The sequence below is a fragment of the Methanocaldococcus vulcanius M7 genome (assembly GCF_000024625.1).
Lineage (GTDB): Archaea > AGJL01 > Methanococci > Methanococcales > Methanocaldococcaceae > Methanocaldococcus > Methanocaldococcus vulcanius.
This window is the reverse complement of the sequence record NC_013407.1, coordinates 1,298,980-1,321,397: the sequence shown is the minus strand read 5'-3', so window position 1 is coordinate 1,321,397 and position 22,418 is coordinate 1,298,980. Positions and strand designations below refer to the sequence as shown.

The following is a 22,418-nucleotide window of genomic DNA, read 5'->3' as shown; positions in this document are numbered from 1 at the left end:
CGTTTAGTTTTGTTATTCCAATATTATCTTAGCATCTCCTATACATCCTCCCTCTCCGTCATTAAATACGAAAACAGGATTTAGATCCATCTCTTTTATCTCTTCATGAATATCCATAAACACGCCTATTTTTATTAAACAGTCAACCACAAACTCAATGTCTTTTCTTGGCCTTCCTCTGACTCCTTCTAAAACTTTATATGATTTTAAACTTTTTAGCATCTCATATGCAAAATCCCTCGTTATTGGGGATATTCCAAAACTTACATCCTTTAGAACTTCTACAAAAACTCCCCCTAATCCTACCATAACAACAGATCCAAATATTTTATCTCTTTTAGATCCTATGATAATTTCCATTTTCTCTTTTTCTATATATTCCTCAACTAAAACCCCATCGATCTTTAAGTCCTTAATGCCCTTCTCTTCAGCATAACGTTTTGCATTTTCAATTAAAGTTCTAAATGCCTCCCTTGGATTTTCTGGTTTTATAATAACTCCTTTAGCATCTGTTTTGTGCAATATCTGTGGTGAGACGATCTTCATAACACATTTTCCCAATTTTTTACAGTAGAGCTCTGCTTCATCTTCACTTTTGACTAAGTATCCTTCTGGAACTGGAAATCCATATATTTTTAAAACACTTTTTACATTATACTCGTTAGGGTTTGATAACAATTTTTTAATAGTTTCTTCGTTTTCTTTTTTTATTTTTGAAAATTCTTCTCTAACTTTTTGAACGTACTCGTCGTATTCCTCTTTAACTTTCAATAGGGAATATTTATATAGATAAGAAAGTGCTTTTATTCCATTTTCAGGGGTTATGTAAGAGGGAATTCCATTCTTTCTTAAATAACTTTTTGCTCCTTTTACTGAGACCCCACCAACAAATGATGTAATTAACGGTTTAAGTTTTAGATCTTCATGGGTAGTTTTAACCTCTATTATTGATTTTGCTACTTCTAACGGTTTTGTCATCTCTTGAGGTGTTAAAATAACCAGAAGTCCTTTCACATTCTTATCCTTTGAAAGAACGTCCACTACTTTTTTATATCTTTCAGGTGTGGCATCTCCAATTATATCAAGTGGGTTTGAAATCGTGGCAGTTTTTGGTAAGATATTTTTTAGAGTTTCTACTGTTGAATCTTCAAAATTGGCAAGTTTCATTCCATAATCAACACAACTATCTGCTGCTAAGACCCCAAATCCACCAGCGTTGGTTATTATTCCAATTTCGTTCGAATTTATTGTTGGTTGGGTGGAAAAAATATGAATAAGATCTACTAACTCTTCAAATGTATATGCCCTAACTATCCCTGATTCTTTAAAAACCGCTTCGTAGATCTCATCTTCGCCTGCTAAGGATCCAGTGTGGGATTTTGCTGCCTTTTTACCGACATCTGTTCTTCCTGATTTTAAAGCGATTATTGGTTTTTTCTTAGATAGTTTTTTAGCCACATTTAAAAATCTTTTATCTTTTAGCCCCTCAATATATAAGACAACCATTTTTGTATCTTCATCATTTAAAAAATATTCCATTAAATCACTTTCCTGAACATCTACCTTATTTCCAATACTAACAACTTTTGAAAATCCAATATTTAATAGAGGAGCAATGTCTAAGATGGCATTTAAAACAGCCCCACTTTGAGATATTATCGAAACCCCTCCTTTTGGTGGAAATACTTTGGCGAATGTGGCGTTTAAATTTATATGTGTGTTCATTATCCCTAAACAGTTGGGGCCTATGATCCTAATATTATATCTTTTCGCAATCTCTTTGATCTTTTCTTCTAATTCATAGTTTCCAACTTCTGAAAACCCAGCGCTTATTATTACTGCACTTTTAACCCCTTTTTTCCCACACTCCTCCAATACTTGCGGAACTACAACATTAGGAACCACAATAATTGCTAAGTCAATCTCATCTTCTATATCTAAAACAGATTTATAGCATTTTAGTCCTAAGACCTCATCATACTTTGGATTTACAGGATAAACTCTCCCATTAAAATTTTCTAAGTTTTTCATTATTGCATAACCGACTTTCCCTTCTCTGTTTGTGGCTCCAATAACTGCCACGGATCTTGGGTAGAACATATACTTTAAATCCATAATATCCCCCTATTAGAGAAAAATTTTTATTTGGTAATGGCATATATTCAATGTTGGAATGCAGTATTGTAATATTATTAATATGTAAGTAATTGTATATTAGTGTGATTCTCTTTGATTAAATACCCTTGCTTTATTCTTTAATTGACATGATCACATCTAACAAATAAGGAAGTAAAAAATGGTTAAGGGGTGAGAGTTTGAGGTTGAAAGCTGAGAAAATCGTTGGAAGAGATGGAGAAGTATTTTTTAGATGTCCAAGATGTGGAAAATTATTTAGATACTCAAAGGATTATACTAAACACGTTAACAAAGCACATAGACATCTTTTATCTCAATAATTAATAATTCTAAAAATATTTCTCTATTTTAGCAGTTTATATTTTGTTATGCTTCTCCTACGTGGAATATTAAGCTTCCATCCTCATTTTCACGTATTTTTGGATGCAATTTTAAAAACGACTTTACAGCCGTTGGAATGTTCCATTCAACCCCATAGACAATTCTATCCCAATTTTCAATAAATCTTTTTTTAGTTAAAATCTCATCAACTCTTCCCCTCAGTTTTTTTATAACGATCTTGTCCTTACTAAAACTTTTTATTTTATAAACGCCCCTCTTTGTTTTAGAGTAAAAGACCTTATCATCATCATAATACAATTTTGCAATTTCTAATAGTTCTCTCCAAACATCTTGCGGTCTCATGTTTCCACCTGAAAATTGGATATGTTGAATTAATGTTCGTGTTGTTAATTATTTAATTATTAATTTGTTAATTGTATCAAATATAATTAAACCATTAAGCCAAAATTAATTATTACAAATGCCCTTTCTTAATAACTTGTGTTTACCACCCCTATTCATTTAATTTATTTAATTATTTATTGATTACAATTTTTTGGTGATCGGTTATGAATTTTTTAATACAAAAAAGAAAAGAAGAAAGTAATAAGAATTTAAAGGAAAAATTACTAAAATATAGAAAAAAATTTAGGGACTCTAAAATTAAAGAACAATTAAAAGATATGCCTCTAAATATGAATAAATATTTGGCTAACTTGTATACTGGAGGAGTGATAAAAAAGTATCCTGAAGATTTTGTCGTAGAAGAGATAATGTTGGATGGAACGATATTAGAAGTTGGAAAGAGTATAGAATTTAAAGATGAAGAAGATTGGAAAGGAACCTTCATACATTTTACCTTGGAAAAGAAAAACTGGACAACGTTAGATGCAATTAGGGAGATAGCTAACAGGGTGGGAAAGCAAAGAAAACATTTTGGATTTGCAGGAAATAAGGATAAATATGCAATAACTACTCAAAGGGTTGGATGTTTTAATGTGAAGTTGGAAGATTTAAAAAAAATAAAAATTAAAGGAATAATATTGAGAGATTTTCAAAAAACAAATAGAAAAATAAGATTAGGGGATCTTTGGGGAAATAGATTTACAGTTAGAGTTGGAGATCCGATACTTAAAGGAGAAGATTTAAAAAAAGTAGTAAATGATCTCTGTCGTTTAAAATACTTTATAAATTACTATGGAATTCAAAGATTTGGAACTACGAGGCCTATAACTCATATTGTAGGAAAGTTTATTGTAGAAAGGGATTGGGAATCGGCATTTCACCTCTACTGTGGAACTCCTCTGCCATATGATGACGAGCGATCAAAATTAGCGAGATCGTTAGTTGATGAAGAAAATTTCAAAGAGGCGTATAAACGCTTTCCAAAGGTATTTTTTTATGAAAGAAGGATGATAAAACGATATTTAGAGACAGGAAATTATCAAAAAGCGTTTATGATACTTCCCCCTCATTTGAGATGTATGTTTGTAAATGCATATCAATCATATCTATTTAATGAGATAGTTAATATGAGATCTGATTATGGATTTTTACCGTTGGAAGGGGATGTTTTGATAGATGGGCTTCCAAGTGGGGCGTTATTTGGATACAAAACAAACTTTGCATCAGGAATACAGGGAGAAATTGAGCGAGAAGTTTACGAAAGAGAATATCTTTCTCCTGAGAAATTTAAAATTGGAGAATTTGGATCGTTTGTAGGTGGTAGGAGAACTATGATCGAGAGGATATATAATCTCTCATATTGTATTGAAGATAACTCATATGTTCTTAAATTTTGTTTAAAGAAAGGAAATTATGCCACTTCTGTTTTGAGAGAGTTTTTAGATAGGAAGGATTAATTAATAATTTGATAGGTCGAACGAGAAAGCAAAACCGTATTTATTTATATATGATTCGTTTATATATTTGTTTATATACCCTATCTCACAATAAAATTAAAAATTTAAAAATGACAATTATGAGAACTACAAAGGAAACATTTATATATAAGTTTCGAAAATGTATTCTTATAAACAAAACAATTTTATGAGGGAGATTATGGCAGAGATGATAATTCCATACCCACAACTTAAAAAGATAATGAAAACAACCTGTGAGATTGATCTGTATAAAACAGAAGCAGAAGATATTATGGATGTAGTTGAAAAGAAATTGGCTGATCTGTTTGAAGTTGCTCACAGAAATGCAAAAGAAGAAAACGCAAAGATCATAAAAATGAGACACATTCCATTAACAAAAGGGTTTTTAAATTCAATGGATTTATTCAAAAGCATTATTGAAGAAGAAAATATTGTAGCAGAGACAATTAAAAAGTATGTTATGAAGAAAATACCTGGAGATTTACCTCTCGATGATATAGTTGTAGATAACCTACCCTTAATAACAGGAACAATATTTATAATTATTGGAAGAGTTATAAAAGCACTTCACGAGGATATTGAGAGAATAAGAAAAGAACATATAGAAGAAGCAAAAAAAGTTCTTGATTATACATTATAATTCCTTTGCTCATTTAACTTTTTTATTTTTTTATTTTCTATTTTCTTTTTTATAAATTTATTTATTAAATTGAGTTGTTAAATTATCCACCCATCTCATCAACACAGATCTCGCTTTTTTAAGTTTTAAATTTCCATAATCCAACAGAAATTTTAAATAATCTTCATCAACAAAGAGTTTTCCATCCTCTCCTATCGGAGCATCAACCTTATGAGTTGGTAAGATCTCAACTATTATCCTCCTCTCTGAAACTGACTTTATTGATGATGCCTTTAATCCCGAATGTATTGCTAAATCAAGCATTTTTTTAGCAGAGTATAGATCTTTACAAGCGATGTGTATTATTGGAGGATTCATTACAAATATTGCCATAGTATTTTTTGCTTCCTCCTTATCTTTCCAGTTCTTTAAAGCGTTGAACAACTCATCATATTTTGCATAATGGTGCCACTTCCCAACCCATTTCGAATATATCTTTGGATTTTTATCTTTTGGAATTTCAATTACTCCCACTCTTCCGATACAACTTGATGTAGTATAGCAAAAGTCAAGGTCATTTATTATCTTTAAGATCGGAATAATTTCTTCATCAACCAAATTTTCTTTTATTGCGAGTTCTAAATTTGTTAACACTCTTTTTTTGTCCTCTAAAAACTTCACATTTTCACCCATACTTATCCAGTTAACAAAAAAGTTTATGAAAATATTCACTTTGGAATTATATAATTTAACACTCGGTAATTTGCAATCAAGAATAATTTATAAATAATTTAATATAAAATGAAACTAAACAATTGTAAAAACTTATTAATAAATTTAATTTTTAAATTAATAAATTTAAATAAGTTATATAGGTGGAAAGTATGGAGTTAACACCCTGGGAAACCCCTGCTGTTATTGATTATAAAAAAACGATGGAACAGTTTGGAGTTAAGCCAATATCTGATGTTTTAGGCGATTTAAAAAAAGAACATCATTTTTTTAGAAGGAATATTATTTTGGGACATAGGGACTTTGAAAGAATAGTAGATGCAATAAAACACGGAAAGGATTTTGCTGTTGTTAGCGGAATGATGCCCTCAGGTAAAATGCATTTTGGACATAAGATGGTCGTGGATTTATTAAAATTTTATCAAAAATACACTGACAATATAAACATTCCAATAGCTGATTTAGAGGCATACTGGGCAAGAAACATGAGTTTTGAGAAAACAAAAGAACTCGCTTTAAACGAATATATAACCAACTATATTGCTCTTGGATTAGATCCAGATAAAATAAATGTTTACTTACAATCTAAATATCAAAAAGTTAAAGATTTAGCTTTTATATTATCAAAAAGAACAAATTGGAGCGAAATGAGAGCAATATATGGATTTAAAGGAGAGACCAATATGGGACACGTCTTTGCCCCGATAATTCAAGTTGCAGATATTCTACATCCACAAGTTGATAAAAACCTAAATCCCGAGCCAAAACCAGTTATTGTTCCTGTTGGAATTGATCAAGATCCGCATATAAGATTAACGAGAGATATTGCAAATAGAGCAAAGGAGTTTAGATTTATCCCTCCTTCTTCAACCTACCACAGATTTATGACTGGATTATTGGGAGGTAAGATGAGCTCTTCAAAACCAGAGACAGCGATATTTCTAACTGATAGTCCAGAAATTGTTAAAAAGAAGATATTTTCTGCTAAAACAGGGGGAAGAGAAACATTGGAAGAACATAGAAAGTTTGGAGGAAATCCAGATGAATGTGTGATTTACGAGTTGTTTTTGTATCACTTAATATTAGATGACAGAGAGTTAGCAGAGATATATCAAAAGTGTAGAAGTGGGGAATTAACTTGCGGAAAATGCAAAAAAATGGCTTATGAGAAGGTAGTGGAATTTTTAAACGATTTAAAAGAAAGAAGAGAACAGGCAAAAGAAATAGCCACGAAGATCTTGGAAAGAAAGATTTAATAATTTTTGTGCTGTGATTATAGTTAATATTGATGGGAGGTTAAAAGTATGGATGTAAAAGTTGCAGTTGTTGGAGGAGGACCTGCAGGAAGAACCACAGCAATAGCCCTATCTAAAAAAGGAATTGATGTAGATCTGTATGAGAAGGATAAAATTGGTGGAACATGTTTAAATTATGGTTGCACATACATAACAGGACTTCGGGAGATGGCAGATGTTTTAAATATACTAAGCAGTATAAAAGGAGAGAAAATAAAATTAGATGAGTTAGTTCAATTTAATGAATTACAGGAGAAGATAAATAAAATTCAGAAAAGAATTAGAAAAAAATTGGAAAAAGAGACGATAAATGCAGGAGTGAATATCAAATATAAAGAGTTTAAAGATAAAGAGGATGATTATGATTATACTGTTTATGCTACTGGAAAAATCTATACAAACACATTTAGAGAATATGAGGACGTATTAACTCATAAAGATATTCCACAATTAAAAGATCTTCCTGAAAATATCCTTGTTATTGGAGGAGGGACAGTTGGAGTTGAGTATGCGTCATTATTTGCAGATTTTGGGAGCGAGGTAGTGTTATATGCACGATCTCGAATATTAAAAGACATAACTGATGAAGATATTCGGAATTATATAATGGAAAAGTTAATAAATTTTAAAATAATACATAAAGAGGAAGAACTCAAAAAATTTTTAAATAATGAAGATTACGTAAAGATCTTAGCCATTGGAGGAAAAGGAAGATTTAAAACAGACAAATACCTCAGGGTTTTAAATGAAAAAAACACTTATGCTTGCGGGGACTGTCTCATAAATGGTGGAGGAAATACACCAGTATCTCGTATGGAGGGCAGGACTGTTGCTGAAAATATATACAATGAGATTAATGGGTTAAAACTAAAAGAAGTGAAATACAATTTAATTCCAAAAACTGTTCGTCTATCTTTAACTTTATCCTATGTTGGAAAGCAAACAAAAGAACATAAAACAATAAGATCCTCTGTAGGAAAAGGCAATTTCTTTAAAGTGTTAAGTGATGTGGGAATAAACAGAATATACTATGAAAATGGAAAGGTTGTAGGGGCAATCTCAACGATTCCTGCATCAGAGGTTTTACCATATTTTGCCCAGTTTATCAAAGGGTTGGATGTTTATAATGACTTTATAGAGATCCATCCCTCAACTGACATCTTTTATAAGGAATTTAGACGAATATAAATGCAAATGTTATATTTTTTACATAATTTATGGCATAAGTGTATTCTAATTATTGTATCTATTATATTATAATAGAACAGGATACCTTCCTAAAACGTAAATAAACGTTGTTTGCTCTTTTAAAGATTCCAACGTTTCTTTTAAATTTTTTCCTGGATCTTCAAAGTCAATATAAAATATGTAAGTTCCAAGTCGTTTTTTTGATGGTCTTGATTCAATTCTTGTTAGATTTATCTTCCTCTCTGCGAACTCTTTTAAAATATGGTATAAAGCTCCCGGTTTATCTTCCTTTAACTCAAAAACAATAGATACTTTGTATCTATTTGGACAGGTTTTAAAAGAAAGGGCAGATTTTCCAATTAAGATAAATCTCGTTTTATTATTTTTATAATCTTCAATATTCTCCTCAAGTATTTTTAATCCAAATTGTTTCGCAGAGTCCTTCGATCCAATTGCCCCTAATTTTTCGTTAGAGGATTCAGCAACAAGTTTAACCGCTTCTGAAGTGCTCTCCACTGCTTTAACACTCCAACCATGTTTTTTAATATACTCCCTACACTGAGCTAATGCCTGCGGATGAGAAACAATGGTCTCTATCTTGTTTTTATCATATCCAATTAGATTGTGATGAATGTCCATTGCCAACTCTCCAACTATATTAACTTCTCTAAATTGTAGTAATAAATCTTGTGTTAGAGAAACTGAACCTTCAATTGAGTTTTCAATTGGAACAACACCAAATCCGCTATTATCAACATTTTCAAACACATCATATATTGAATTACAGTATTTAATCTCAAAATTCCCATTCAAGTATGTCAAAAACTTTTTTGTTGCTCTTTCACTGTAAGTGCCTTTCGGTAGAGTGTAAATCTTATTTTTTATTGTTTTCAATATCTCACCTTGATTTTTCTAACTCAATAATTAAAAACTGTCCCCTTCCTTTAAAAATTTTGGATAATCTTTTATCGATCCACTTCCAAGGTTTTAATACCCTTGATAGCACAGATCTTGGTAGAATTTTAACTATCGGAGGAAGAAAGTAGGTTGAAGTATATTTTAAAATTTTAAATTCAACTTTAAAATCATCAATACCCATCGTTTCGTGGAATATCTTAAAATCATTAAATACTTCTTCCTTAAATAAACATTTTTTATTTACAACTACCACGATAACTCTGCCATTATCTTTTAGCACCCTATTTATCTCTTTCAAAGCTTTTGATTTATCTACGTGCTCTAAAACATTTATACAAAGGATTAAATCGAAAGTTTTATCTTTGAAAGGAAGATGCAATATATTTCCACAGATCTTTCTCTCAGTTTTTGTAAATTTTTTTAACATATTTAATGAAATATCTAAATATATTGTATTAAATGTTTCTGTTAATCGATAAAATGTTCCAAAACCACAACCACAATCCAACACTAAGGGATCTTTAACTTCAAAATCACTTAACATCGAACTTATTTCTTCGAATATTAACTCATCTGCAAATTTTATTAATATTTTTATATACTGTGGAAGTTCTTCTACATTCCATGTTTCATAAAACTCTTTAATATCCCTCATAACACCTCACACGTTAATGTATATATGATCTCATCTTTAAAGATCTCTCTAATCTTTTCTTTGATCTTTTCTTTTTCTTCTTCGCTCAACTCCTCATCTAATTTCTTGTCAAGCATAAATCCACAACGATAGAAATATTTATCCTCAGAGATCAATGCTAACTCTGGATACTCCACTGAGAGAATCTCAACATCCTCTCCCAGTAAATTTAACACTTCTTTAAATGCCTTTTCAAAATTGAATCCTTCTCTTACATAAAATACACAGTCAACTGCGAGTTTCATAGTTTCACCTTTTATTCATTTTATTTTTTAGTTTTAATCTTTTTTAGTTGAAATTATTATTACAACTTATTATATTGTGATTTTAAAATTTTTTATATGTTTATTGATATAGTTAGTATTTACTGTTTTATTGTTTTGATATGTCCCTATTTTTTAATGTTAAAATAAAGATAGTTAACACATAACTAATCAAAGTTAAAGATAAAAAATAAAAAACGTTCTGTGAGATCATGATCACTGAATTTGAAGGAATAAAGATAAAATTGCATTCGGAAGTTTACGAACCGGCAGAAGATACCTTCCTTTTATTAAAAAATATTGTTGATGTGGAAAATAAGGAGGTTTTAGAAATTGGTGTCGGCACAGGGATAATATCTATTGCCTGTGCAAAAAGAGGGGCAAAAAAGGTTGTTGGAGTAGATATAAACCCCTTTGCCGTAAATTTAGCATTAGAAAATGCAAAATTAAATAATGTCAATAACGTATCCTTTATTAAAAGTGATCTGTTTGAAAATGTACGTGGAGAGTTTGATGTTATACTATTCAACCCTCCATATCTTCCAACGCTTGATGAAGATAAACTTGAAGGAAATATCGATTATGCGTTCAATGGAGGAAAGAGTGGAAGAGAGGTGTTGAATAGGTTTTTAGAAGAAGTAGGAGATTATTTAAAGGAGGGAGGGGTTGTTCAGATCTTGCAGAGTTCTTTAACCGGAGAGGAAGAGACAATTTCAATGTTAAAACAACTTGGTTTTGATGTAAAGGTTGTAGATAGGTTAAAAATTCCTTTTGAAGAGTTGATGGTGATCAATGGTTATAAGTTGTAGATAACGGATATAATCAAGATAGTCATAATTTTAAATTGATTAATTTTAATTATTCATTTATCTTTTTAGCAATTATTTCAAGTGCTTTCATAAATGCATCTTTTTCTGGTATTATAACAGCAACAGGAACGTTAACAATCTTTTCTATTGTGGAACTAACAATTGGAGCACAGACGATCCCTTTAACACCTTCTCTTTCTGCCCTAACTGAGGCAACGATGCATTCCTCTAACGAATTTGCAGGATATTCCTTTATTAAATAATTTTTCTCATTAATGGTTATTTTTCTTGTTGTGATTTTATTTAAAGCAGGTCTTGCAGCAATAATTGCAATTACATCTATATCTTCATCCTTTTCAAATGATTTTATTGTTTTTAGGATTTTTATTAAAGTTGAGACCCTAAAATCTTTCCCTTGGGTTATTTTATACAGCGTGCTGTATGGTATTCCTGATAGTTCTGAAAATTCTTTTAATGTTAATCCTAATTCAAGCAGTATTCTCTTAAACTCTTCTACAAATTTTTCGTGTGATTCTATTTGAAGAATTAAACGCTTATACGCTTTCATAAAGATCCCTGCAATTAAGTAATCATTGATAAATACAGTTTATATTTGCATTATTCAATATATAATTACATTGGACGTTATGTAAAAAACTATGAAAACAATAAACATTTATAAAAACATAACAATCAAAGATGTTAAAAAATCCATATGAAAGTTAAATCATCAATTATGTTAAAATCATAATTAAAATACAAGTTCAAGATAGTTAATAGAAAATATAATTTAAAATTTAAAATGATTTAAAATGGAAGAATATTTTAAGATTGTGTGGGAAGATACTACCATATATTTTGTGTATTGTTAGGTTTTATACTATAAAGTCAATTCCTCCAAGTTTTCTTTCTTTTTTCTGGTTTTGATCTCTTGGCATCTTTGGAATTATTCTTCTTGGTTTTTTATCTTTTCCTACTATGTTTGGGGATTTGACTCCTGTTATTATTGCCATAACTCTTATACTTCCTTCCATTTCAGGATCTATCCTTGCACCCCAAATAACATTTGCTTCTGGATCAAGTTCTCTTGTTATACCCTCCCCTATATCGTTTGCTTCTTTTAATGTTAAGTCAGGCCCCCCAGTTATGTGGATTAAAGCCCCTTTCGCTCCTTTGTAATCAACATCCAATAATGGACAACTTAACGTCTCCCTAACAACATTTTGAACTCTATCTCCTCTATCACTGCTATCCACTTCTCCGACACCAATCATTGCTACTCCTCCACCGCTCATAACCGCCTTAACATCCGCGAAATCAATGTTTATTAAACTTGGAACGGCAATGGTTTCTGTAATCCCTTTAACTGCTTGGGCAATGATCTCATCCGCAACTTTAAATGCATCGTTTATTGGTAGATTTGGAACAAGATCCAACAGTTTGTTATTGTCAATGATGATAACTGTATCGCAGATCTCTGACATTCTTGCGATCCCTTCCTCTGCCTTTTTCATTCTCGCTCTTTCTATCTTGAAAGGATAAGTTACAACTCCTACTACTATCGCTCCATTTTCTTTGGCAACTTCTGCCACAACAGGGGCTGAACCCGTTCCTGTTCCTCCACCCATTCCGGCAGTTACAAACACCAAGTCCGCTCCTTTTAACTGTTCTTCCAATATATTTTTAGCCATCTCTGCTGCTTTCCTTCCTATTTCTGGATAACCGCCAGCTCCGAGACCTCTTGTTAGTGTAGCTCCGATTAATATTTTTTTATCTGCTTGTATTACTTCTAAGTGTTGTTTATCTGTATTTATTGCTATCGTTTCTGCTCCTTTGATCCCTATCTCCATCAGTCGATTAATGGTGTTGTTTCCTGCTCCACCACATCCAACTACAACTATTCTTGCTTCTCCAAACTCATCCTTTAAATACTTGGGAGTATCGCTTCTTGACAGAGCATCTTTAACAAGTTTCATAATTATCATCCTTCCTTATATCTTAATGTATAACTACTGTAAACCTATATCACTTACCTTATTTATATGTTGTTATTTATATGTGTAAATTTTTATGTCTTGAGAATCGAAGGGGATATTTAACAAAGATGCGTAAAAAACTCTGCAAAATTTACATTATCTTTTTCACTTATATATACTTTAATATATGCCACGCATACTCATCTTCAATTCTAAGAATATTTTAAAAAAGTTATTTCTTGAACCATTTTGGATAACCAACTATCTTGTATCCTCCAAATGGCCCTGACTTGCTTTCTATATTAAATCCAAGTGTTTTTAAGTCCTTTATCCTGTTATGAACTGCAACTCTACTTTTTCTATCAATGTAATCCTTTAAAAACTCTCCAGATATAAAATCTGAGTTTTTAGCAAATATTTTGTTTCTCTCTAAGATCTTTCTTGCTTCTTCTTCTCCAAACTTCTCTGAAAGTTTTTTATAGAGGTCTTCTACCCCTATGAGTATATTCAGCAGTATGAAATGCCCAATATCTAACTTTATATCATTTTCATATGCCTTCTTTAAAAATTCCCAAAAATCATAATCCTTTCTTTCAACTATGTTTTTTATCTCATCCTCTATCTTCATTTATACCCCTTTTCTCCTTTTTGCTAATCTTCTCGCTAAGGCAACCATTCCGATTTCGATAAGTCCGACAAAGAACTTTTCTAAGCCACCACATGCCCATATTGCTTTCCCAAATGTGGTTTTTTTAATTCGCTCTTCATATTCTTTTGGGGTTATATCTTGCCCAGTCATTCTTTTTGTTACCACCGCAGCGGCTTCCATTAACTCCTCCCATGTTATATCTCCAATATGATTGTGTAGTTCTTTAAATATCTTATAGACAGGGATTTCATACAACTTAGCCAGTGTTTTTACCACATCACAGTTTCTAACCATTCCTACAACTCTACCATCCCTTGTTAAAACAGGAATACTAACAACTTTATATTTAACGAATTTTAATACAACATCTCTTGCTTCATCATCCTCATACACGGTAATAACTTCTTCAGCAGGCCTCATGAACTCTGTTATTGGCTTTTTGAAATCTTTTTCAGATATACCAAGGAGGTCTAATGTTGTTATCCACCCAACAAGTTTATCTTCTTTATCAACTATTGGGGCTGAAAATCTTTTTCTTTTTTTTAATAGGTCTATTGCCTCTTCAACGGTCTCATCTATATATACTTTAACGAAATTTTTATCCATCAGGTCCCTAACTTTCATGATCTCACGAATTTTGTTGTTAAGAATTTATATCTTATAATTTCAACATTTCTATATCTTATTTTTTAGAGTATATTTAGTTTGATATATTTAGTTTGTTTTTAAGTTTTTAATATGTTTAAGTAATTATAGTTTTTGAATCGCGGGATATATATGCGTTAAGTATTGGAAGTATTATTTAAAATTATTTTAATTAAAATAAAGGAAGTTTTACATCGTGGTTAAAAATATTCGTTATGAAAAGATTATGAAAAGAAAAATAAGGATGTTTAAATCTCATTAGAAATATAACCCTTAACTGCACTTATGGCCGCTATTTTCGGAGAGGAAAGGTAGATATAACTATTTATATGTCCCATTCTCCCCCTAAAATTCCTATTTGTTGTCGATAAGCATACCTCTCCCTCAGCCAAAACACCCTGATGAGCCCCTAAGCAAGGACCACAGCCAGGAGTGCAGATCATTGCTCCCGCTTTAATAAACACTTCGATAATTCCTTCTTTTAGTGCCTGTAAAAATACCTTTTTTGATGCAGGGATTACTATGAGTTTAACATCTTCATGAACTCTTCTCCCTTTTAAATATTTTGCTGCTTCTCTTAAATCCTCTAATCTTCCATTTGTGCATGAGCCAATAAAAACCTGATCTATTGCCTTTCCTGCAACTTCACTTACTGGTTTTACGTTGTCTGGATGATGAGGAACTGCTATCTGTTCCTCCATATCAGTTATGTCTATCACAACTTCCTTATGATAGTTTGCTTCATCTTTATTTACTGTTATTCTTTCTTTTTTTAACTTGTTTATATCATCATCAGATAGGCCTCTTTCTTTTTTTAAATAATTATATGTTATTTCGTCTGTTTCAATAATTCCTGTTTTTCCTCCCATCTCTATTGCCATGTTGCAAAGCGTCATTCTTGATGCCATTGACATGTTTTTAACTACTTCTCCGCAGTATTCAATAGCCATATAGGTTGCCCCTCTTCTTCCGATTTCTTTACAAACCTTTAAAACAATATCTTTTGCAGAAATATTTTCATTTCTCCCAGTAATTTCAACTTTAATAGTTTTTGGAACTTTGATCCATGTTTCTCCTGTTGCATAAATATATGCCATATCCGTAGCTCCAAAACCGGTGGCAAAAGCTCCAAAAGCTCCATGTGTGCATGTATGGCTATCTCCTCCTGCTATGAACATATTTGGCAGAACATAATTTTCAGCTAATATTTGATGACAGATCCCTTCTCCTCCCTTGTGGAATTTTTTTATTTTAAATTTTTTTACAAATTCCAAAGTCAGTTTTTGCATTTCAGCAGCTTTAACGGTATTTGGAGGGACGTTATGATCAAAGGCAATAACGATCTTTTCAGGATCCCAAACATTGTTAGACATTTCTTGGAGTGCTTTATAGGTTAGAGGGGTTGTTCCATCATGTGTCATTGCCAAATCTACTTCAACTTCTATACTATCTCCTGCAGAAATATCTTCTCCGGTTTTTTTTGAAAGGATTTTTTCAACAAGGGACAATATATCACCTTTTTTATTTTGTTTCTCGATTTTTTTATTATTTTTTATAATTATGTTATATTCTTTATTCAATGACTTGTTCTTTTTCAAAGTTTAAAATTTTTATAAATTTTTAATTTTTTATTCAATTTATTTATTTAATTTAAAGATTAAGGAAGATTACGTATAAAAAAGAAAATATAAATTGAAAATATACCTACCGACTTTAATTAATAACCTTTAATTAGTGTTAATAATTTAATATAATATTTAATTAATCAAAGAAGAGGATATTTGCACGAGGATCTGTTTCAAAAACGATTTTTCCGTCTTTGAAAACCCTAACTATGCCTCCACTCTGAGAAACTGTTACTGCTATTGCATTTGTGTTCTTTGTTATGCTTGCAGCGGCTAAATGTCTCGCTCCGAGGCCTTTTGGAATATCAACATCTCCTTTTATCTCTAAGAATCTTCCAGCAGAGATAACCTTGCCATCATCAGTTATTATAAATGCTCCATCGATAGAGGAGAGTTCTTTTATAGTCCCTTTTACATTTTCATCGAATATGCTTGCATTATGCCCCGCAAACGGATTTAAAATTAGCGGCTTTGACATATTCATGACGTTTAAGGTATCTCCAATAACAAATATTGTTCCTACATAGTCACCTTCTCTTCCTTCTCTTCCAATTTCCATTGCCAGTTTTATTATTTCTTTTAATGTCTTTTTTTGTTTTTCATCGAGCGTTTCAAATAACTCATACAAGGTAATCGTTTTTACGTGCTCTTTTACATTAACAACCATTATAGTATCGAGTTTTCCGGGAGTTTTTGGTTCTCCAACTACTGCAACGATCTTATTGTTTTCTTTTAGTAATTTCATTTTTAGAGCATGCACAATTCCACTACTTATTATCATACATCTGTTATCTTCCCTATGCTTAATAAAAATAGGATAAACGTCTTTTTCTTTGTCTAATGATAATTTTTTGTATGTTATTTGGTTTGGTGTTGCAACAATTATCTTCATATGTCTATGTGGAATTTTGTCTAAAATTTTTGTTAATTTTGAATTATCCTCTTTTTTTAAGAACGATTTTAATATTTCATATGACTTTCCAGTTTCAGTAAAGATCATGAACGCATCTGCTTTAATATCATATGCAAGACCCAATCCATGCTTAATTACATACTTTGCCATCATGACTCTCTCCACTACAACTTCATTTTTATTCTTTTTATTTTTCTTTTTTTATTTAAATATTTTTAGATTTACAAAATGATTTTAAATATGTTTGATTAATTTAGCTTTTTTCTTTTTTGTTTTAATTTTTTAATTTTAATTTTATATTTTTAAGATCTTGCACACTCTATTAAGGTTTTTGCTATTTTTCTATCAGCATTTATCCCAATATCCCTAAATCCCTTTGTTCCAGGAGCGGAGTTGAGCTCAATAACATAATTTTCTTCTTTTGTGGGTAAGATGTCAACACCGAGTATTACCGCATTTGAGAGATCTGCACATTTTAATGCCAATTCTTCAAGTTCTTTATCTATATTTAGTTTTTCGACAATATTTCCCAAATATAGGTTTGTTCTAAAATCTTTACTAACCCTTCTATATCCACCAACAACTTCTCCATTCACAACTAAAATCCTCATATCTTTGAAAATATCTCCTTCTTTAAAGTTTATAAACTCCTGAATTATTTTTCCTTCCCATATTGCATTTTTTGTTAAATCTTTTAGCTCCTCTTCATTTTTTGCCATAAAAACCTTTAAACCACATTTTGAAAAAGAATTTTTTATAATTACTGGAAAGTTTACGTTATATCTCTCCATAAATCTAACTGCATCTTCGTAGTCCCTAATTAAAGCAGTTTTTGGTGTAGCAATTTTATTCTTTGAAAGTAATTTTATACATTTAAATTTATCAGATGTTAGATATAATGTTTCTAAGGGGTTTATAAATTTTAGCCCTTCCACTTCCAACGCATTTATAAATTGCCAGGAATATAATGTTAATCTATCAAAATAATCTCCAATACCACATCTTGAATGAATTAAATCGGTCTCTAATTTAAAATCATAACTCATCAAATTTTCCGAATCTGAAAGTAAGAATATATCACATTTCTCTCCTAAATTTTCGATTTCTTTTTTTAAATTCCAAACACTACAACTTTTCCCTTCTGGAGATAGAATAGTTATCTTTACCATAAATATCACGTTATCTTTGAACATGGCAAATATTAAAAATGTTGAAATATAGGAGAGATTATTTTCTCAAAATATTTTATCTAAATCGGTTATGTCAACCAATTTCTGCTCTCCTGTGATCATATCCTTTAACGTTATCTTTCCTTCATTAAGTTCTTTCTCTCCAACGATAATAACCTTTTTAAAGCCCTTAGAGTTTGCATAATCCAAGGCCTTTCTTAATTTCCTACCCATGATTTCAAATTCCACGATTTTTCCTGCTTTTCTCAACTTGTTAGCAATTAATAGGGACTCTTTAATCAACTCTTTATCCTTTTTTACAGGAATTACCAATATCTTCTCTTCTTCAATCTCCAAATCATCGATATTCATCATAATCCTGTCAAATCCATAGGCAAATCCAACAGCTGGGACTGATATATTTCCAAACGTCTCAATTAGGTTGTCATATCTTCCTCCTCCACATATTTGCTTAGCCCCCTTCTTTCCATATATCTCAAACACCATTCCAGTATAGTAATCTAAACCCCTCGCAATTCCGAAGTTTATTATATATTTATCATGAATAACAAACTCTAAGATCTCTTCTAAATTATTCACTGCCTCCACAGATTTTGGAAAGTCCTTCAATATCTCTTTCAACTCATCTAAAATCTCTTTCCCTCCTTTAAACTTCAATATCTCAAATATTAACTCTTTCTTCTCTTCTCCTAAAATTTGAGTTAAATAAATCTCTAAATTTTCATAGTCCTCTTTATCAATCAACCTCCTTATCTTAACCTCCTCTTCCTCACTAACATTAAACTCCTCCAAAACCCCCTTTAAAACTCCCAAGTGTCCAATATGAACATCAAAGTCCAAACCAATATTTATTAAACCATCCATTGCTAAATTCAAAACTTCAGCATCTGCTATCGCATTTTTACAGCCGATTAACTCGCAACCCATCTGCCAAAATTCTCTAAATCTTCCTGCCTGAGGTCTCTCATACCTGAAACAGTTAGCAAAGTAATACAATCTTAACGGCTTTTGTAGGTTTTTTAGCTCGTTTAAATAGAATCTAACGACAGGAGAGGTCATTTCTGGTCTTAAAGCCATCTCCCTTCCACCATGATCTTTAAACACATACAACTGCTTTCTAATCTCTTCTCCAGTTTTTTTAGCTATTAATTCAAAACTCTCAAAAGTTGGTGTTAATATCTCATCATAACCATATCTCTCAAAAACTTCTCTCAGCTTGTTTTCAACAAACCTCCTCTTCTTCATCTCTTCTGGTAAAAAGTCCCTCGTTCCTCTCGGTTTTTGGAACATTTTATACCTCCAATTAGTTAATTTTTATTTTATTTGTTTCATCCATTGTTTTATTTAAGTTATCTATTTTATTTTCTTAATTTTTTGTTTTTAATTCTTAATTCAGTTTTTTATTGAAAATTTTTTAATTATGTGTTTTATCCTATACATTCGTATCTTTATATGGTTATAAATATTATAGATTAATTTGATAAATTTAATAAGTTTAATTAAGTTGGCGAAATTTGACGTTTAAGTTATTTTTTTAAGTTATTTTTATTAATGTATGTTTGTGTTAGTGCCACAACTATAAACTAAACCATAAAGTTTATATAGAATCTCATAAACATATACATACCGAACAAGGTAACAAAAACTGAGGTGATAGGATGGCAATGGCAGGAGCACCAATAGTGGTATTACCACAAAACGTTAAGAGATACGTTGGAAGAGACGCTCAAAGAATGAACATCTTAGCAGGTAGAATTATCGCTGAGACAGTTAGAACTACATTAGGTCCAAAAGGAATGGACAAAATGTTAGTTGATGAGTTAGGAGATATTGTTGTTACAAACGATGGGGTTACAATATTAAAAGAGATGAGTGTTGAGCACCCAGCTGCTAAGATGTTAATAGAAGTTGCTAAGACACAAGAGAAAGAAGTTGGAGATGGAACAACAACAGCAGTTGTTATCGCTGGAGAGTTGTTAAGAAAGGCAGAAGAGTTGTTAGACCAAAACATCCATCCATCAGTCATTATCAACGGATACGAGATGGCAAGAAACAAAGCAATTGAAGAATTAAAAGCAATTGCTAAAGAAGTTAAGCCAGAAGACACAGAGATGTTAAAGAAAATTGCAATGACATCAATCACTGGTAAAGGAGCAGAGAAAGCAAGAGGACAGTTAGCTGAGATCGTTGTTGAGGCAGTTAGAGCTGTTGTTGATGAAGAAACAGGAAAAGTTGATAAGGACTTAATTAAAGTTGAGAAGAAAGAAGGAGCTCCAATTGAAGAAACAACCTTAATTAGAGGAGTTGTTATTGACAAAGAAAGAGTCAACCCACAAATGCCTAAGAAAGTTGAAAACGCTAAGATTGCATTATTAAACTGCCCAATTGAAGTCAAAGAAACAGAGACAGATGCAGAAATAAGAATTACTGACCCAGCTAAGTTAATGGAGTTCATTGAGCAAGAAGAGAAGATGATCAAAGATATGGTTGAGAAGATTGCTTCAACAGGAGCTAATGTTGTCTTCTGCCAAAAAGGAATTGATGACTTAGCTCAGCACTACTTAGCTAAGAAGGGAATCTTAGCAGTAAGAAGAGTTAAGAAATCAGACATGGAGAAATTAGCTAAGGCAACAGGAGCAAGAATCGTTACAAAGATTGACGACTTAACACCAGAGGACTTAGGAGAGGCAGGATTAGTTGAAGAGAGAAAGGTTGCTGGAGATGCAATGATATTCGTTGAGCAGTGCAAGCATCCAAAGGCAGTAACAATCTTGGCAAGAGGTTCAACAGAGCACGTTGTTGAAGAAGTTGCAAGAGCATTGGATGATGCAATTGGAGTTGTCAAGTGTGCATTAGAAGAAGGAAAGATTGTTTCAGGAGGAGGAGCAACTGAAATAGAATTGGCTAAGAGATTAAGAAAATTCTCTGAAACAGTTGCTGGAAGAGAGCAGTTAGCAGTTAAGGCATTTGCTGAAGCATTAGAAGTTATTCCAAGAACCTTGGCTGAGAACTCAGGTTTAGACCCAATTGACATGTTGGTTAAGTTAAGAGCTGCCCATGAGAAAGAAGGCGGAGATGTTTATGGATTGGATGTCTTTGAAGGAGAAGTTGTCAACATGTTAGAGAAGGGAGTTGTTGAACCATTGAAAGTTAAGACACAGGCAATTGACTCAGCAACAGAAGCATCAGTCATGCTCTTAAGAATCGATGACGTTATAGCTGCTGAGAAAGTTAAAGGAGAAGAGAAAGGCGGAGGAGACATGGGAGATATGGGAGGAGAATTCTAACTCCCTAACTAATAATTTTTTTATTTTAAATTAAATATTAATTTATATATATCAACCTTTGATATAAAAAACACCTTTAATTAAACGATATTTATCTCCATCAATTCCTTTTATGATTTTACCTCCAACACCAATAACATATTTTGCATTTTCTATTTTCATATTCACGAAATTAAATGTAGGTAAGATTTCAAATTTCCCTTCAAATTTTATGTTGTTGTCGAATTCTAAGGAATTAAGTAAAGTTTTTTCTTTTAGGTTTAAAGTTCTATCTGAATTTAAGTTCCATTTTTCTAATTCCTTTTCCTTCTTTTTAATTTCTTTTATGTATATTTCCATTAAACCGAATCCATATCTTGAATCCCCCCCAATGAATATTTTTAAGTTTTTTAATTCATCTTTCAACTTTTCGTCAATATTAATTAAGCCAATCCATTTTAAGTTTTCATTATTATATCCTAATTTAGTTATTTTCTCCCATAATTTCGTGTTTTTTAACGATTTCTTTGGTTTTGGTAAAACAAATTCAATTTCATGCAATGATTCATCCTTTGCTGTTCTTGTTTCGGGTAGTATTGCTGTTGAAGTGAAAGAATCAACAAATAATAATCTGAATTCTTTTTCTGATAAATACCCTAAATGAAATTCTCCATTTTTGAAATTTGGTTTTAGTATATTTTCTTTATCAAATGAAGGGTAAAAGCATGTTATTTGTTCAAATAATTCTTGATTTGTGTTTAAAGAGTTTCCTTTCATCAAATTATACGCCTTTGTTAAAGCTCCCCACATCGTTTGCCCTGGGATAAATATTCTTGTCTCTGCCAATACACCATATCTTTTATATCCAATATGGATTGGTTGTTTTTGTTCTAAGATTATTTTATACCATGTCATTAATCGTCACCTAATGCCTTTGCATGGTATCTTGCTAAGATTAATGTTCTTTCTAAGATTTCTTTGAAGAATAATAGGTCATTTATGTCATTTGATAATTTTTGGAAATATTCCTCATAACTTCCATCATTTAAGGTTGTTTTTGTATATTTCATGAGGGGTTCTATCTTTTCAATAAAAATCTTATCAATTTCCTTTGATTTGCAATAAACCCAATATGCATAAACTCCATCATTTGATAAAACTCCTAATGCCTTTTCTATCTCATTTTTGTATTTTTTCCATTCTTTTTCTTCTTTCTTCATATTTTCAATTTCTTTGACAATTTTAAAAGCTACATTATTAATCATCATTTCCAGATTTCCCATTAGAACCACCATT

General features: G+C 31.4%; 23 protein-coding genes. 7 read left to right on the top strand and 16 right to left on the bottom strand.

What is annotated here, in order from left to right; translation table 11 throughout:
- Window positions 1-12: 12 nt before the first annotated feature.
- Complete coding sequence (gene acs / locus METVU_RS06465; protein WP_015733392.1) at window positions 13-2,115, bottom strand: acetate--CoA ligase alpha subunit; 2,103 nt, start codon at window positions 2,113-2,115, stop codon at window positions 13-15.
- Between the two features lie 200 nt (window positions 2,116-2,315).
- Between acs and METVU_RS06460 the strand changes: the two genes are divergently transcribed.
- Window positions 2,316-2,456, top strand: coding sequence for a C2H2-type zinc finger protein (locus tag METVU_RS06460; protein WP_015733391.1), 141 nt, complete (start codon window positions 2,316-2,318; stop codon window positions 2,454-2,456).
- A 46-nt stretch (window positions 2,457-2,502) separates the two neighbouring features.
- On the opposite strand, the gene METVU_RS06455 is transcribed toward METVU_RS06460, so the two are convergent.
- Window positions 2,503-2,820 carry a hypothetical protein gene (locus METVU_RS06455; protein WP_015733390.1) on the bottom strand — a complete coding sequence of 106 codons (318 nt, stop codon included), beginning with the start codon at window positions 2,818-2,820 and terminating at the stop codon, window positions 2,503-2,505.
- Between the two features lie 206 nt (window positions 2,821-3,026).
- On the opposite strand from METVU_RS06455, the gene truD reads away from it, so the two are divergent.
- Both truD and METVU_RS06445 read left to right on the top strand, forming a co-directional pair.
- The gene (gene truD / locus METVU_RS06450; protein ID WP_015733389.1) at window positions 3,027-4,319 is read left to right on the top strand and encodes a tRNA pseudouridine(13) synthase TruD; all 1,293 of its coding nucleotides are present in this window, start codon (window positions 3,027-3,029) and stop codon (window positions 4,317-4,319) included.
- 199 nt (window positions 4,320-4,518) lie between these two features.
- A complete protein-coding gene (locus METVU_RS06445) occupies window positions 4,519-4,980 on the top strand; it encodes a DUF1931 family protein (protein WP_015733388.1) in 462 nt (153 codons plus the stop codon).
- A gap of 57 nt (window positions 4,981-5,037) precedes the next feature.
- Here METVU_RS06445 and taw3 read toward each other — a convergent pair whose 3' ends face one another.
- Window positions 5,038-5,640, bottom strand: a complete 603-nt coding sequence (gene taw3, locus METVU_RS06440; RefSeq protein WP_048196879.1) for a tRNA(Phe) 7-((3-amino-3-carboxypropyl)-4-demethylwyosine(37)-N(4))-methyltransferase Taw3 — start codon at window positions 5,638-5,640, stop codon at window positions 5,038-5,040.
- Window positions 5,641-5,843: 203 nt separating this feature from the next.
- Between taw3 and METVU_RS06435 the strand changes: the two genes are divergently transcribed.
- Entirely contained in the window at window positions 5,844-6,947 is a 1,104-nt protein-coding gene (locus METVU_RS06435) for a tryptophan--tRNA ligase (protein ID WP_015733386.1), read from the top strand.
- A 48-nt stretch (window positions 6,948-6,995) separates the two neighbouring features.
- Window positions 6,996-8,174: an FAD-dependent oxidoreductase gene (locus METVU_RS06430; protein WP_015733385.1), complete on the top strand. Its 1,179-nt coding sequence runs from the start codon at window positions 6,996-6,998 to the stop codon at window positions 8,172-8,174.
- A gap of 66 nt (window positions 8,175-8,240) precedes the next feature.
- On the opposite strand, the gene pheA is transcribed toward METVU_RS06430, so the two are convergent.
- From pheA to METVU_RS06415, 3 genes are read right to left on the bottom strand one after another with little or no spacing between them, the layout of a single operon-like run.
- Window positions 8,241-9,068 carry a prephenate dehydratase gene (pheA, locus tag METVU_RS06425; protein ID WP_015733384.1) on the bottom strand — a complete coding sequence of 276 codons (828 nt, stop codon included), beginning with the start codon at window positions 9,066-9,068 and terminating at the stop codon, window positions 8,241-8,243.
- Window positions 9,069-9,072: 4 nt separating this feature from the next.
- A complete protein-coding gene (locus METVU_RS06420) occupies window positions 9,073-9,747 on the bottom strand; it encodes a class I SAM-dependent methyltransferase (protein WP_015733383.1) in 675 nt (224 codons plus the stop codon).
- Window positions 9,744-10,031, bottom strand: coding sequence for a hypothetical protein (locus tag METVU_RS06415; RefSeq protein WP_015733382.1), 288 nt, complete (start codon window positions 10,029-10,031; stop codon window positions 9,744-9,746). The genes METVU_RS06420 and METVU_RS06415 overlap by 4 nt, the downstream gene beginning before the upstream one ends.
- A gap of 230 nt (window positions 10,032-10,261) precedes the next feature.
- On the opposite strand from METVU_RS06415, the gene METVU_RS06410 reads away from it, so the two are divergent.
- The gene (locus METVU_RS06410) at window positions 10,262-10,858 is read left to right on the top strand and encodes a HemK2/MTQ2 family protein methyltransferase (protein WP_015733381.1); all 597 of its coding nucleotides are present in this window, start codon (window positions 10,262-10,264) and stop codon (window positions 10,856-10,858) included.
- A 49-nt stretch (window positions 10,859-10,907) separates the two neighbouring features.
- Here METVU_RS06410 and METVU_RS06405 read toward each other — a convergent pair whose 3' ends face one another.
- From METVU_RS06405 to hisS, 8 genes are all read right to left on the bottom strand, one after another.
- A complete protein-coding gene (locus METVU_RS06405; protein ID WP_015733380.1) occupies window positions 10,908-11,426 on the bottom strand; it encodes a helix-turn-helix domain-containing protein in 519 nt (172 codons plus the stop codon).
- A 307-nt stretch (window positions 11,427-11,733) separates the two neighbouring features.
- Window positions 11,734-12,834 (bottom strand): cell division protein FtsZ, encoded by a 1,101-nt coding sequence (gene ftsZ, locus METVU_RS06400; RefSeq protein WP_015733379.1) that lies wholly within the window; start codon window positions 12,832-12,834, stop codon window positions 11,734-11,736.
- Window positions 12,835-13,066: 232 nt separating this feature from the next.
- Window positions 13,067-13,462, bottom strand: a complete 396-nt coding sequence (locus tag METVU_RS06395) for a helix-turn-helix domain-containing protein (RefSeq protein WP_015733378.1) — start codon at window positions 13,460-13,462, stop codon at window positions 13,067-13,069.
- Window positions 13,463-14,107, bottom strand: a complete 645-nt coding sequence (locus METVU_RS06390; protein WP_015733377.1) for a CBS domain-containing protein — start codon at window positions 14,105-14,107, stop codon at window positions 13,463-13,465. It lies immediately after the preceding gene.
- Window positions 14,108-14,376: 269 nt separating this feature from the next.
- Entirely contained in the window at window positions 14,377-15,636 is a 1,260-nt protein-coding gene (hacA, locus tag METVU_RS06385) for a homoaconitase large subunit (protein ID WP_015733376.1), read from the bottom strand.
- 253 nt (window positions 15,637-15,889) lie between these two features.
- Window positions 15,890-16,819: a diadenylate cyclase gene (gene dacZ / locus METVU_RS06380; RefSeq protein WP_015733375.1), complete on the bottom strand. Its 930-nt coding sequence runs from the start codon at window positions 16,817-16,819 to the stop codon at window positions 15,890-15,892.
- A 149-nt stretch (window positions 16,820-16,968) separates the two neighbouring features.
- The gene (cofF, locus tag METVU_RS06375) at window positions 16,969-17,835 is read right to left on the bottom strand and encodes a coenzyme gamma-F420-2:alpha-L-glutamate ligase (protein WP_048196876.1); all 867 of its coding nucleotides are present in this window, start codon (window positions 17,833-17,835) and stop codon (window positions 16,969-16,971) included.
- A 66-nt stretch (window positions 17,836-17,901) separates the two neighbouring features.
- Window positions 17,902-19,146 (bottom strand): histidine--tRNA ligase, encoded by a 1,245-nt coding sequence (hisS, locus tag METVU_RS06370; RefSeq protein WP_015733373.1) that lies wholly within the window; start codon window positions 19,144-19,146, stop codon window positions 17,902-17,904.
- Between the two features lie 368 nt (window positions 19,147-19,514).
- Between hisS and thsB the strand changes: the two genes are divergently transcribed.
- Complete coding sequence (gene thsB, locus METVU_RS06365) at window positions 19,515-21,143, top strand: thermosome subunit beta (protein WP_015733372.1); 1,629 nt, start codon at window positions 19,515-19,517, stop codon at window positions 21,141-21,143.
- 51 nt (window positions 21,144-21,194) lie between these two features.
- On the opposite strand, the gene METVU_RS06360 is transcribed toward thsB, so the two are convergent.
- Entirely contained in the window at window positions 21,195-22,037 is an 843-nt protein-coding gene (locus METVU_RS06360) for an RAMP superfamily CRISPR-associated protein (protein WP_015733371.1), read from the bottom strand.
- Window positions 22,037-22,405, bottom strand: a complete 369-nt coding sequence (locus tag METVU_RS06355) for a hypothetical protein (protein WP_015733370.1) — start codon at window positions 22,403-22,405, stop codon at window positions 22,037-22,039. The genes METVU_RS06360 and METVU_RS06355 overlap by 1 nt, the downstream gene beginning before the upstream one ends.
- Window positions 22,406-22,418 lie beyond the last annotated feature (13 nt).